This window comes from Haloferula luteola (genome assembly GCF_014201715.1).
Taxonomy (GTDB): Bacteria; Verrucomicrobiota; Verrucomicrobiia; order Verrucomicrobiales; family Akkermansiaceae; genus Haloferula; species Haloferula luteola.
On sequence record NZ_JACHFD010000001.1, the window covers coordinates 298,390 to 312,671 of the forward strand.

Consider the following 14,282-nt stretch of genomic DNA (forward strand, 5'->3'; position numbering starts at 1 on the left):
AAAAAGATTTCGCAGAAAAATCTCACTAAGGTTTTCAGCCCTTCAGACATCGGCTCCTGACCTCCGAGCTGCCTCCTCATGATTGGGCGGCATCTCCTCACGGTCTCGATTGATCACCGACTCCCATTGCCATGAAAAATACCCCTTTTCTCCTTGCTGTCGCCCTGACCGGCTTGTCCGCTCCGGCATCCGCCATCACTGTCACCCTCACCTCCGGCAACGCCGCCGGCACCTCCGGCATCAATAGCGCCACGGGCTGGAGCAACGGGGCGGCACCCTCGGCCGGAAACACCTATGAAGCATCCACCACCTGGTTGCGGACTCCAACCAGCAGCGGCGACTTCGTTTTCGCCGGTGACTCCCTGCAACTGAACACAGGTGGAGCCATTCTCACGAAAAACACCGGTGCCCAATCGCTGACCGCCAACCTCATTCTCAACGGCGGCTTCGTCCGTTCCGGAGCCGGTTACTCCGACACCTTCACCCTTGCCGGCACGATCCACATCACCAGCATCGGCGGAGGCATCGTGGCCGACCAAAGCCCCTTCGTCATCAGCGCCGACCTTACCGGAACCTCCGGCACCCTGGTCTTCGCCAACTCGGGTGCCGATGTCGGGTCCTCCGCCAGCGGCCCTGGCCGGGTCATGAGCTACACCGGAACCAGCACCTTCACTGGCGACCTCTCCGTCCTCGCCTCTGCAGAAGGTGGAGTGACCTTCTCCAGCACCAGCAGCTGGACCTTTGGGATCGGAGCCAGCGGCGTGAACAACACCATCACTGGCAGTGGAGCCATCACCTACGCTGGCACCTTCCTCTTTGACCTCACGGCTGCCAGCAGCGTGGTCGGAGACAGCTGGTTGCTCTCCTCCGTCACCACCCAAACATTCGACAGCTCCTTTGCCGTCGATGGCTTCGCCAACCAAGGAGATGGCACCTGGACTCAAACGATCGATCCGTCCAAGTCCTACGAATTCGACACCGCCACAGGCACTCTCTCCGTGGTCGCAGTTCCGGAGCCCTCCGTCGCCCTGCTCGGTCTCCTCGGAGGTCTCGGCCTGATCCGCCGTCGGCGTTAACCTTTCGGGCACCGCCCATCGGGCGTGGAGTATCCGGACGCCACTCCTGCTCCACGCCCCCCATCTCTCCCATTTCCGATTTTCATGAAGTTTCTCCGCCACGCCACTGCCGCGTTCCTACTTGCTCCCTTCACTCCCGCTCTTGCTCAGCTGACCTACGTCGATGCCACGGACGGAACCACCGGCAACACCAGCCTCTCCGACGGAGGTGTTCTCGACGCCTCAGACACCACCGGGGCCACCACCTGGAGACAACGCGACTCCGCCAACTTCGGGGCCTCGGCCACCGTTTTCGAAGGCGTGGAACCTTCACCGGAAATCTGCACCCGGCTCACCGGTCTCACCCCAGGTCAAACCTACCAAGTATACGTTCATTTCTGGGACCCTCAATCCACCAATGAAGCCTGGAACATCCGTGCTGGCTTCACATCCGGTTCATTGACCCTCTTTACCCGTGAAGCCGCCGCCCTGACCGGTTCCACTGCGTCCGTTCTTGCCAGCAGCCTTTCCTTCGATACCGCTCCCGATCTCCTGGGACCGATCAGCGGCCGAGAAAACCTCGCCGGCCTGCTCGGCACTCGAGTCGCCGACGTCAATGGAGAGATCGCCGTCTACCTCGATGACTACGGCTCTACGGACGTCAACTATCGAACCTGGTATGATGGACTCTCTTACGAAGCCGTCCCGGAGACCTACAACATCACCTATGTGGATGCGTCCCTCACTCAAACTGTGCGCTGGGACGGCTCCACCTTTTCCCCGGCTGCCCAAGGAACCACCGCTCTCGACAACAACTGGGAACTCCGCACGCTTGGCAACTCCGCCACCGTCTTTGAATCCAATGCCGATGGCGCTGAGGATGCGCCCCTCCTCGTTTCTACCCTTACCGGCCTGAAGCCCGATACCGACTACGTCCTCTACGCCTACTTCTGGAGCGATGGTCGCAACTGGCGCCTCAAAGCCTCCGCCGATGCCTCGGATATTCAAGACAACGGGACTCCCGCTGATCTCAGTGACGACTTTTTGCCTTCCTCGCCACTGACCAACTTCGCCGCGATCGATACCGACGGGGGAACCGCAACCATCGCACCCGCTGCCATCGCCTTGGACTTCGAGACCTCCCCGTTGGTCACCGAAAGCAACCGCACCCTACGCCAAGCATCCTTAGGCCTCGCGACCTCCAATGCCTCAGGTGAAATCTCCATCTTCATCGATGACCTCGCAGCCGTGGGAGAACCCGGCCGCACATGGTTCGACGGACTAGGCTACAAACAAGCCACGCCGCTCGATCCTGAAGGCGACGAAGACGGAGACGGTCTCACCAATGCCCAAGAAGAAACCATCGGCACCGATCCCTATCTCGTCGACACCGATGGCGACACCTACGGCGACCAAACAGAATGGCTCGCCGGTTCGGATCCCTTGGATCCACTCTCCGTCCCTCCTCTTCCCGGGAATGCTTTGGAAATCTCTCCCGATGGCGCATGGACCTGGTTCAACGACGAACGCGCGATTTTTCACCAAGGCTCGCTTTTCACCGGATACGTCAAAAGCAACGGCGAGTACGGCGTAACCCGCTATGATCCGGCCACTGACACCAGCTACGTCATGGTCGTCAGCACAGCCAATTCCCAACAACAGGACGACCACAACAACCCTTCCATCACCGTGCTGCCCGATGGCAAGCTCATGGTTTTGTATGCCAAGCACCTCGGTGGATCCCAGTTCTACCAACGGACATCTCTGGTCGCGCTGCCATCCAGCGAGGCCGATTGGGGACCGGAAATCACCCACGCCGTTCCGGCCAATAATACTTACAACAACACCTACTTGCTCAGCTCCGAGTCCAACCGGATCTACAACTTCCACCGCTGCATCAATTTCAACCCCACCATCACCATCTCTGATGATCTGGGAGCCACTTGGCAGACCTCTGTTGCCTTCATCGAAGTCGGGTCGGGAAATGTTCGACCTTACCCACGCTACTGCTCCAATCACACCGACCGCATCGACCTCATTTACACGGATGGTCACCCGCGCGACGTCGAGAACTCCGTCTATCACATGTACTACCGGGCGGGCGGTTTTTATCGCACCGACGGCACCTTGATCGACTCTTTCGACAACCTTCCCCTCGACCACGAGGGCGGCCAGCGTGGATCCGTGATCTATCAGTATTCGAACGATAGCTGGGGAGAAAACGACGGACCGAACGATTGGATCCCAACCGGCCGCGGCTGGACCTGGGATGTCCACTATGGCAAGGACGGCAACCCTGTCTGCGTCTTTCAAGTTCAGGCGGACGATGTCACCGGCACCGGTTGGAACCACGACCGCATCTACTACTACTACGCCCGCTGGACCGGAACCGAGTGGCAGAAGCGCTTCATTGCCCAAGGCGGTCGTCCAATTTACAGCGACGAAGACGACTACGGCGGCGGCATGACCCTCGACCCGGAAGACCCCAACATCGTCTACATCTCCTCCAGCGCAGCCGATCCGTTCGCCCTCGATAGCATCTCCGACGTCCCGTTGAGCGTCAACGAACGCTTTGAAATCTGGCGTGGCGTCACTAGTGACGGCGGTCTCACATTCGAATGGGAAGCCATCACTCAAGGCTCCCCTGCAGACAACCTGCGGCCCATCGTTCCCGAAAATCACGGCTACGACCGTTCGCTGGTTTGGTTCTACGGCACCTACACGACTTACACCAATTTCAGTGCCAAAGTGCTCGCCATTCTGAACAACGGTCTGGCCGTTTCCGACTTCAACAAAAGCCCCCTCGCGACGTCCGCAACTTTGAAGTGGGACTCATCGCCTGGGCAGAGCTACCGCATTACAGGGTCGGACGACCTCCAAAGCTTCCCTGTTGGAGTGGCGGCAGGCATCCCCTCGCAGGGCCCCTCCACTGAGCACACGTTTACGATTCCTTCCCCCCTCGACACCTCCACCCGAGCCTTTTTCCGGGTAGAAACCGAGGAACCCTGATTTTTCTCAGGCAAAGTTGGCAAATGGGAACTCCCTTCGCTTCTTCTTGAGGAGCGTAGGGAGTCACCCCTCGCCGGAGAGATCGAAGATGGCTCCGACGCCACACACAGGCATACCGGTCCTGCATGGGAGTCGCCAGGTGATGCTGTCTTGAAAAACTCCGCACCCGCTTCTTTCTGGAAGCGTTCGAGGACACCGAGCCTGTTTCAGACCGTGCCCTGACGAGCTTTAACATTCACCAAGTCCGCCCCGTCACCAGCGGAGAACGATCTCAACACTCGGGGAACTCAGAGTGGAGATCAGCGCAAATGCGCAAGAGGCGCTCTATCGTAAGCTTCGTCGTTGAACGACTTTCGCGAAGCACTGAAGAGCTGGCGTGAACCCTGAACATGGAAGCGCCTTCAGCTCAAGGCACTGGAAAGGGCCTTTTCCGTTCAGCCAGGAATGCGCACGCCCCCCCCGTTGGAGAAGGCGTGCGCGGGAGGCTCCCATTTTGAACTCCTCAGGGAGCCGTGACTCTCAAGCGAAGGAACAGCTTACTTGCCGTGTCTGCCGGGCGTGTGAAGCGAACCAACTCCACACTTCCATCGCTCGACAAGATCTCCTCCGAACCCATGGCCGACACCCAGTCTCCTTCAAGAGTTGCCGACTCTTCCACCGTCCAGGTCAAATCCGTCGCCGCCAAAGACCGAGGATACTCGAGGCTCAACCGCTCCGCGCCATCGTTGACGACCGGAAGCACCGTCGGATCCGCCCCATTCGGATCACCGCCGAAGGCACGCTCAAGGAGGTTCACGACACCATCTCCGTCCGGGTCGGCGTCATCAGCCGCATTGCCCAAATTGGCAGTCGTACCAAAATGCTCGCTGCGCCAAACCTCTGCAGGATCGGTGAGCGGGTTCAAAGGAATCATCTGTTCCACTGTCAGAACTCCCTCGGTGAACCTGACATTGTCCATGCGGCCATCGATGCGATTCACTTGGGCTCCATCATACCAACCGCGTCCAAACAACCAGGCCATCGGAGAACCGGGCAGGGCATTTTCAGCGGGGGATTGCGCGGAGATATCAAGGCTTCCAACTTGCTGGTAACCGGAACCGCTATCGAGCCACATCTTGAGGGTCACGCCATCGCTGGTCACGGCCAGTGCATACCAAGTGTTCGCCAGGACGCTTGGGGTGCCGTCCAAAGTCCAACGCTGTCCCCCCACGGTATCGAAATTGATGCGGAAGCGGTTGTTGACCCCGTTTTTCTGGAGATAAAAATCGGCAGAAACATCCTCCTGACTTGAGCCATCAATTCCAATCAAGGTTTTCCAATCGCTGATCTCTTCGAGGAGTACCGTGCATTCGATGGTCCATTCGGTCGGTGACCATCCAACCAAGGGGCCATCAATCACATAGCCGTCTTGGGCGTTGTCCGCCGCGCTCATGGCCAACTGATCTCCGTTGGGTGGGGCGTCAGCACTCCAGCTGGGGCCATAGGTGGCGCTGTAGCCACGCATCAGAATCCCGCTCACCAAATCGTAAGAGCCTCCAGATTGCGCCACTGCACCTACTGGAGTGAAGGATTGCCCCGCGACTCCATCTTCAAAGTTCCAGAAAGCCACGGTGCCCGTTGAAGTTGCCGGTGCGGTCACCGACAAGGCCGCGACTTCGCCGGCACTCAACGTCTGGTTGTAGACACGGAAATCATCGAGCATGCCTTGGAACATCGGGTCGGCGTCATACTGGCTGTCTCCAATCAAATTGAGCACCGGATTCACATCCGATGGATGAACGCTCAAGGTTTCCGACTCTGCGGAGAGCTCTCCATCGACATAGATGCAGGCGGTGTCACCGAGAGTCACTGCCACGTGTACCCAACGACCACTCGGTAGAACCGTGGTGTTGAGCTGGTGTTGGACGCCACCATGTTGAATTTCAAATCTCAGGTTTCCGTCGCCAGCCTTCGGACTGAGGAAGAAGTAGGACTCCGTGCCGTTTCCGAAATCGAAGATCCGCTGCCAATCATCCCCTCCACTCCACCAGACCCAGCCGGCAACGGTCAGTGCGTCGTGGCTGGCAACCGTCGCGGGCAAAGTGACCTGAGTCTCACCATCCATGATCAATGCCCCACTGCCAACGTGACCGCGCCCAAACCGACCCTGACCTCCGATCAACCCCTCATGTCCGTTACCGGAAGCGTCACTCCCGTCACCATCGAACGGCAGATGGGCGACCAAAGTTTCACCCCCTTGGGGAGAGGCACTCGATTCTGCCGAAGCCACGGAGCGATTCAGCGAATGATCCGCTGCTTTCACCACATAGTGGTAGGTATGACCCTCCAGCACTTTGCCATCGGTAAACGTCGTTCCTGCCACTCCACGGCCAATCATTTCATACGGCCCCCCAAGAGTCTCCGAACGCAGCACTTCATAGCCAGCCAGGTCGGCCACAATCACCGGATCCCAACTCAGGTCGATGGCGACTTCACGAGGAGTGGCCACGACTGAAGCAGGTGCAGGAGGGGCCTCGAAATCGTAGGCACCAGCAGAAGCGGGAATCAGACGCCATTCCTGATTCGCTTCCCCATCCAATACCCCTTGTTGAACATTGGCACCCGCATCCGCAGAGCGATCGGCCACTTCGAGATAGAGTCCGCTCCAGCGGCTCCTCAGACGAAAATACCCGTCCTCCACGTATTCAGTCACCCACTGCTGGTTCACCCCAGACGCCGCATCCCACAGGCGAACATCGCCGCCATCATCCAGCGAGTAGTTGTAAATGTCGGTCGACTTCCCATTGTGAGCCGCCGTCATGGTGAAATAGTTGAAGTCGCCCCCAATACGAGAGTCCACCGGTTGAATGTCCCACTGCTGGGCTTCCGTCCCGGTGAAATTCCCTTGCTGGATATTGGTGCCGTTCTCAGTGCCACCACCGGCGACTTCCACGACCTTGCCGCTGCTCCGAGACACCAGGAAATAGCGCCCCCCCACCACCGGTTCAATATCGTCTCCCCAGGTGATGTTCACCATCTTTTCTGCATTGGGTTGGTCCACCCAGTAGCCATTGCCACCTGGCACCTGTTGAATATAGGCGCGTTGCGGACCCTGACCATCAAAGAACACATCTCGAGCTGTCGAGACGAATCGGAAGTCTGTGGTCACGGCCTGGCGCTCTGATGCGCCCACAAACCCTTTCACGCTGCCGTCCGGAGCCCGGTAAACGGAAGCAGCCGACCAGTTAGGTCGGTGTTCCGCATAGCCGAGGCGCTCGCCGTCACTAGCCTGGACAAACTGCCCCCGCGTGTACTCGGCAGTTCCCCACCAAATGCCCACGCTGACGCCATATTCGATCCCCACCATGGCCTCCATCACGTTGTGAAGCTCGTCATTGGTCGCGACATCTCCATTGGCGATGACCGACTGATAGAAAGCGGCATAGCTGTCGAAGGTGCCCGCCAACTGGTGAGTGTTCCCTTCGTCCATGAAATCGTAAACATCATACCAATAGTAGGCGTTGTCACAGTTCAGAGCGCTTGAACAAAGCCGGATGTCGCTGAATGCCGCCGAAAAATCACCAAATCGCAACTGCCAGCAGATGTCCCCCAATCGCGTCACCGTCCCCTGGTTCAGGAAACCGTCGTCAGGTTCATTGAACGGGGCGACGGAAAGCACCGTACGTCCCGCGTCTTCGCACTTCTGGCGAGTCACATCGATCAGCTGTGCCCACTTGTAGGCATCCGTGGTGCCATCACCGAGCCGGAACCAGCTGGCGATCCCGTTGTCGGCAGCATCGCTGTTGAAATAGAGCTCTGTGTCCTCCTCCGTGTAATTATCGACGATCGCCATGCGCGCGTCGAACTCGGCTTGTGCCGCGGCGCTCAAATCACCGTCCTCCAATGCCGAATCGGGTGTGAACGAAAACCGGATCAAGTCGACCTGGGGTTTCCCCATAAACTCCACCCCTCTTCGGACATTGCCCTCACTGAGCCACGCCGTATCCAATCCCCAAAGGTCGATCGCTTTGTCCTCCCCGGGCGCATCGACATCGAAAAACAGGCTTCGGTCCTGAGCCCGCGCCAGACCTGCCGCCCCCAACAGGGCGGCCGTCGAAAGGATCCAAACTCGGGAGGAAACTCCGCCATCGCGGCGACTCATCTGATTCATCTAAAACGTTGATTTTTGGTGACTCACAAACTACCCCAGAATTCCATCGTCTCAACCAGAAGACCTTTCCAGGGGGAGATCAGGATCCCAAAGCATTCCTCAAAAGAGGTCGATGACCTCGTCTTCCGTGAACTCTTCAGGATCCCGATGCAGGGGGACCGTGCTTAGCGGTCCGCGTACCAAGAAACGTTTCACTTAGCAATCCTCTGGTATCCACTTAGAAGACAACCCCGCTCTTTTCGGATTTGTGCGGAATCACAAGAACTGGATCTTTTCTCTGTCGGGTCTCGCCATGAAAGCGGGTTCGTAAGCGTGAAAGGAACCTCGCTCCCCTTGCTCCCGTAGCTCCCTGACCATGTTAAAATCCTTCTTCTCTCTCTGTTACCTCGCGGGCATTTTGATCGGCTCCGCGGAAACCATCGACTTCAACGCCGATTGGAAATTTCTCCGTGGAGATCGGCCTGGCGCTGAGCAGCTGTCCTTCGATGACTCCGATTGGAGGACACTCGACCTCCCTCACGACTGGAGCATTGAAGACCTCCCGGCTCAGGATGGGTCGATTCCGGAGCTGGAGGCCGTCGCCGGGGAGTGGCGGTTCATGCCCGGCGACCAACAAGCATGGAGCCAACGGGATTTCGACGACACCGCTTGGTCCAAAGTCACCCTTCCCGACGCTTGGGAAAACCACGGTCAGTCCGACCAAGACAACGTCTATGGTTGGTACCGCAGGACTCTTGAGGTACCACAAGCCCTCCGCGGCAAGGATCTGGACCTACTTCTTGGAAAAATCGACGACGTTGACGAAACGTGGGTCAACGGCACTCGCATCGGTGGCACAGGGTCCTTCCCTCCCCAATATCACTGGGCCGATGAAGTTCCCCGCCGTTATCGGGTGCCAGCCTCGCTGGTAGGAGCCGATGGTCTCCTGACTCTTGCGGTCCGCGTCTTTGATGGAGCCAATCGAGGTGGGATCCTGGCTGCCGGAACTCCCTCCGAAAGGGTCGGCCCCTTCGACCCTGTCGCCGCATCCAACCGCCATTTTACGGGATTCACCGTGGGTGGGACCGGCTGGTACCGAAAATCCTTCACGCTCCCAGAAAAAGGGCAGCGTGTCGCTGTGATCTTCGATGGCATCTACATGAATTCCGAAGTTTGGATCAATGGACACTCTCTAGGGGACCATCCTCACGGCTATACGGGCTTCGAGCTCGATCTCAGCCCTTTCCTCAACCCCTCTGGAGAACCCAATGTTCTCGCGGTGAAGGTTCGCAACGAGGGCCAGAATAGCCGCTGGTATTCCGGATCCGGAATCTACCGCTCCGTCCAGCTTCGAGTGACCCATCCCGTTCACATTCCAACTTGGGGAACGTTCGTGACGACACCCACCGTCACACCTCAAAAGGCCGTAGTTCGAGTCTCCGCCGAGATCACCAACGGCGAAGCGTCTCCACGACAATTGCTCGCTCAAGTGCGCATCCTTGATCCTGCAGGAAAATCCGTCGGCAGCACCCGCACTCCAGTGGAGATCCGTGGTGGAGAAACTCACATTCCCCAACTCGAGATCGCCGTCCCCTCTCCGCTGCTTTGGACGCCTGACTCACCCCATCTCTACACAGCAGTGACCGAGATCCTTGACGGGAACCAACTCCTGGATGCGATCACCACCGTCTTCGGCATCCGCTCGATCGAAGTCGATGCCCGCCGTGGCTTCCTGCTCAATGGCCAACCGCTCCTTCTCCGTGGTGGCTGCATTCACCACGACAATGGTCCGCTTGGAGCGCTGGCCTTGGCTCGAGCCGAAGAACGAAAAGTCGAATTGTTGAAAGCTCAGGGCTTCAACGCCCTGCGCAGCAGTCACAATCCGCCCTCCACCGCCCTTCTCGATGCATGCGACCGCTTGGGGTTGCTCGTCATTGATGAAGCCTTCGACCAATGGAACGAACCCAAGGAGAACAACCTGGAAGGACATCAGCGATTCTTTGCGAACTGGCACGCGCGCGACCTGGCCGCGATGGTTCGGCGTGACCGCAATCATCCTTCCGTGATCATGTGGTCGGTCGGAAACGAAATCCCCGAACAATTCCGGGCTCCGGAAATCGGTCCCCTGCTGCGCAAAGAGGTGCTCCAGCATGACACCACCCGCCCACTGACCCAGGCCTTCCATCGCATCGAACCCTGGGACGAGGTTTCCAAAGAGGGCTTTCACCACCTCGATGTTGTTGGCTACAACTACCTTTCCGACAAATACGAAAGCGATCACCGGCAGGCACCCGACCGAATCATGCTTGGCACCGAGTCCTACCCCAAGGAGGCCTTCAACGACTGGTCCGCCGTTGAGCAGCACCCCTACGTGATCGGTGACTTTGTTTGGACCGCCTTCGACTACCTCGGAGAGGCTGGATTGGCCCACAGTGTCCTTAGCAACGAAGCCAATCCCTTCTTCATGGGCTGGCCGTGGACCAACGCCTGGAGTGGAGATCTTGACCTTTGTGGTTTCAAAAAACCTCAATCATACTATCGCGACGTACTGTGGAATCGCCGAGACATCGCCTTGTTTGTCCACGACCCGATCCCCGCTGGCCTTACTGAAGTCCTCAGTGGATGGGCCTGGCCCAAGGAGTCGGAAAACTGGAACCCTCGGGAAGAGGACCAAAGAACACGCCAGATCTCCGTCTACTCACGCTGCGAAAAAGTACGGCTTGAGCTCAATGGCCGCACTGTCGGGGAACAACGAATCACGGGCGAATCCAAACTCACTGCCCACTTCGAAGTGCCTTACGAGCCCGGTGAGCTCAAAGCCATCGGCCTGCGCAATGGACGGCCAGTCGCGGAAACTCGACTTGTCACCACGGGTAAGCCCGCTGCCATCCGACTCGTAGCCGACCGCTCCACACTTCACGCCGATCGGCAGGACCTTTCCTACGTCACGGTTGAAGTGGTCGATGACCACGGCCGGCGAGTGCCGGATGCTCGGATCTCCATTCACTTCTCCGTCACCGGTGAAGGGGAGCTGGCTGGGCAGGCCAATGCCCGACCCCATGAACCGGCCAGCTTCCAACAACCCTCATGCATCACCTGGCAAGGACGCTGCCTCGCGATCATCCGGCCCCAAGGAAATATGGGCGAAATCCAACTCAGCGCGGAGGCCGATGGACTCAAGAGCGCGACCCTCTCCTTCGAGGTGAAACACTGAAGCGGCAATCCTGCAAAGGTGAATCGACCCTCGCCGAGTCAAACCCAGGCCGAACGGCGCTCGATCACCTCTTCCACCAGCAAACGAATCGCATCAACGCACTGATCAAACCCCACGGTTGGCTCCTTCACCTCTCCTTCTCTGAGACGCGGAACATGAACAAATCCGGCGGGCACGCTTGGGCCCTGCGTTGCGAGGTAGTGCATGACCTGATAGAACAGGTGATTGCAAAGATAGAGCCCCGCCGTATTGGAAATTTCAGCAGGGATCATCGCATCCTTCCACCGCCCAAGGATTGCCCGAAGGGGGAGAGTGGAAAAATACCCCACGGGGCCGCCGGATACGATCGCTTCATCGCACGGCTGAAAGCCCCCATTGTCGGGAATGGGATAGTCATCGAGATTGATCGCCACTCGTTCAGGCGAGATCCCTCGCCGACCTCCCGCCTCCCCCAACATCACCACCAAGTCCGGACGTTCCTCCTGGATGACGCGTATCAGCTGCTTGGGTGCCTCAAATCGCACGACCGGCAACTCAACCATCTGCAGTTGCACCCCCGGAATTTGCTCGTTTCTCAGAGCCTCTGCGACTTGCAGCGAGGTATTGGTGGCATCTCCCCCAAACGGCTCAAACGCGGAAAGCAGTACTTTCTTCATGCCCTTCCTTTTACTTCATCGACCCGAATCTACCCGAGAGGACATGGCGAGGGAGCAACTCCCTCAAGACAGGAAGAGCGAATCTCTTGAATGGCACTGTTGACCGCTGCCGCGGCCCGCAGGAACGATTGCCTTTCTTCGTCATTCAGCTCGGGGTAGAGATACCGCTCAATGCCATTTCTCCCGATCACGACGGGTAGGCTCAAGTAGACTTCATCGACTCCCAGATAGCCCTTCACCTGCACACTCACCGGCATGGTCCTTCGTTCGTCCATCAGGATCGATTTCACGATATACGCCGCAGCCAATCCCACCGTATAGGAAGTATTTCCCTTCTTCGAAAAGACCTCAAATCCCCCGAATTTCGCCCTCTCGAACAATCCCCTCCTCTCCACGGTGTCATCGATCCGCTCTCCACCAACACCCGCCACACTGAGAGCCGCGAATTGATGATCGCCATGCTCACCCAAAATGTAGGTCCTCAAGTCCTGAGGGTGGATGCCGATGGTCTCCGAAAGCAATTCTCTCAACCGCACCGAATCGACCAAGGTCCCGGTTCCCATGACGCGCTCTGCAGGAAACCCTGTGAGTTCCTTTGCCCACCACGTCAATGCATCCACCGGATTACTGACCATCAATAACTTGGCAGCAGGTGCAACTCTTCCCAAACGAGGAAGCAACGCCTGCATCAACTCCACATTTCCACGAAGCAGCTCGTTCCGATTTGAAAACTCTTTTCCCATCGGGACCGAGGCGCAAACCACGACCACTTCGCTGCCCTCCGCATCTTCGATCTCTCCGGCCCTGACTTTCACAGGCACCTCCAGAAACGTCTGCGCGTGCATCAAATCCAGCGCCTCCCCTTCCGCCTTGGCTCGATTTCTCCCCACCAAGACCACTTCTCGCGCGATCGCTCTCAATACCAATGTGTAAGCAAGAACCATCCCCACAGCTCCGGGACCGATAATGGTGACTTTCATCGAGGATCGAGAGGATTTCGTGGAGGACGTCAGAAGGCACTGCCTGGGAACAATGGAAGCGGCCCGGAACCGAAGAATCTAGAAGCTCTCAGGTCCGGACCGCCCCACGGGTGGTTTTTTTGGACCTCGGCCCTAGCCACAATCGTACCAACCTCGCCCACGGATCTCCTATTTCTCAAGTATCTCGCATCGAGACAGCACTTCGTTGAAAATGAAGCCGCCGCCGAGTCCCCGGAACCCGGCGGCGGAAAAAATGCGCACGAGAGTTTCAATGCACACTCATCAAGCCATCAAGCCCGGCGACGGCGCAGCCATACCAACAGCCCGCAGCCTCCGAGCAAGGCACTGGATGGTTCGGGAACATTCATGAACTCGGACATCGCGAGAGCCGAATCGCTGATCGTTACCTCATCGATCTGGCCGTCCACAAAGTCGCCATTGCCACCGTAGTAGCCGCGGCCGATTGACCACGACTGGTCGGCCGTCGAATCATAGAGACCATCGTACCCAGTTGCGCTCCCATCGAGGATGTAGTTCCCGTTTCCGTCGGAAAGATTATCGAGAAAAAGTGACACGGTACCCGTCGAGATATCCGCCACCATCGCCAACGCATACCACTGCCCGGCTTCCAGGACTGTCGAGCCCGCCACATTCACGTAGTCTCCCCCCGTCGTGGCAAAATAGGCCCGGATCACATTGGAATCCGTCTTTTGCAGGTAGAAGAGCGCCTCGGAACCCGCAATCTCCACCGCGTAGTCATCCCTCCCCAGAATCGTCTGATACCCACCAAGGGAATCGAACTGGAAGTAGGCTTGGATCGTAAGACTACTGGAACTGTAGTCACCCGTCACCAAAGGTCCGGCAGCACTGGTGTAAATGTCACGGTTGCCGCTGAAATCAAGACTCAGCGTGTTGGCGGCACCCGTCTGAGGGATGACCGACACTGGAACATTCGACACATACGTGGGTGAAGTGTAGTCGGCATAGGTATGAAACGGATCGTCCGTGCCCGCGAGATCGGCGGTGTCTCCGCCTTGGTTCCACAGCAGAGTGCCGTCGCTGCCGTCATCAAACGGCAAATACACCACCGTGGAGGCTGAAATCGGACAACTACTGATAAGGACAGCACCGGCAAGGTAACCAAGCACCCGACGATGAGAACCGGGGGCGCGCAATGAGGATTTAGGGAATTTCTTCATGAGGTAGCAAATGGCAATGCAATCGTCTCCTCGTTTCACG

Annotated in this window: 7 protein-coding genes; 3 read left to right on the top strand and 4 right to left on the bottom strand. The window is 58.0% G+C overall.

Annotation, left to right across the window (positions count from 1 at the left end):
- Positions 1 to 131: 131 nt before the first annotated feature.
- The gene (locus tag HNR46_RS01320) at positions 132 to 1,076 is read left to right on the top strand and encodes a hypothetical protein (RefSeq protein WP_184015045.1); all 945 of its coding nucleotides are present in this window, start codon (positions 132 to 134) and stop codon (positions 1,074 to 1,076) included.
- A gap of 84 nt (positions 1,077 to 1,160) precedes the next feature.
- Entirely contained in the window at positions 1,161 to 4,064 is a 2,904-nt protein-coding gene (locus HNR46_RS01325) for a BNR-4 repeat-containing protein (RefSeq protein WP_184015047.1), read from the top strand.
- A 502-nt stretch (positions 4,065 to 4,566) separates the two neighbouring features.
- Here the strand turns inward: HNR46_RS01325 and HNR46_RS01330 are convergent.
- Positions 4,567 to 8,205 (bottom strand): LamG-like jellyroll fold domain-containing protein, encoded by a 3,639-nt coding sequence (locus HNR46_RS01330; RefSeq protein ID WP_221284949.1) that lies wholly within the window; start codon positions 8,203 to 8,205, stop codon positions 4,567 to 4,569.
- A 364-nt stretch (positions 8,206 to 8,569) separates the two neighbouring features.
- Here HNR46_RS01330 and HNR46_RS01335 point away from each other — a divergent pair, with 364 nt between their 5' ends.
- Complete coding sequence (locus tag HNR46_RS01335; protein ID WP_184015051.1) at positions 8,570 to 11,407, top strand: glycoside hydrolase family 2 TIM barrel-domain containing protein; 2,838 nt, start codon at positions 8,570 to 8,572, stop codon at positions 11,405 to 11,407.
- 38 nt (positions 11,408 to 11,445) lie between these two features.
- On the opposite strand, the gene HNR46_RS01340 is transcribed toward HNR46_RS01335, so the two are convergent.
- The 3 genes from HNR46_RS01340 to HNR46_RS01350 form a co-directional block, all read right to left on the bottom strand.
- Positions 11,446 to 12,063, bottom strand: a complete 618-nt coding sequence (locus HNR46_RS01340; protein ID WP_184015053.1) for a pyroglutamyl-peptidase I — start codon at positions 12,061 to 12,063, stop codon at positions 11,446 to 11,448.
- Between the two features lie 29 nt (positions 12,064 to 12,092).
- Complete coding sequence (locus HNR46_RS01345) at positions 12,093 to 13,043, bottom strand: malate dehydrogenase (RefSeq protein ID WP_184015055.1); 951 nt, start codon at positions 13,041 to 13,043, stop codon at positions 12,093 to 12,095.
- 290 nt (positions 13,044 to 13,333) lie between these two features.
- Positions 13,334 to 14,242 carry a LamG-like jellyroll fold domain-containing protein gene (locus HNR46_RS01350; RefSeq protein WP_184015057.1) on the bottom strand — a complete coding sequence of 303 codons (909 nt, stop codon included), beginning with the start codon at positions 14,240 to 14,242 and terminating at the stop codon, positions 13,334 to 13,336.
- Between the last annotated feature and the right edge of the window lie 40 nt (positions 14,243 to 14,282).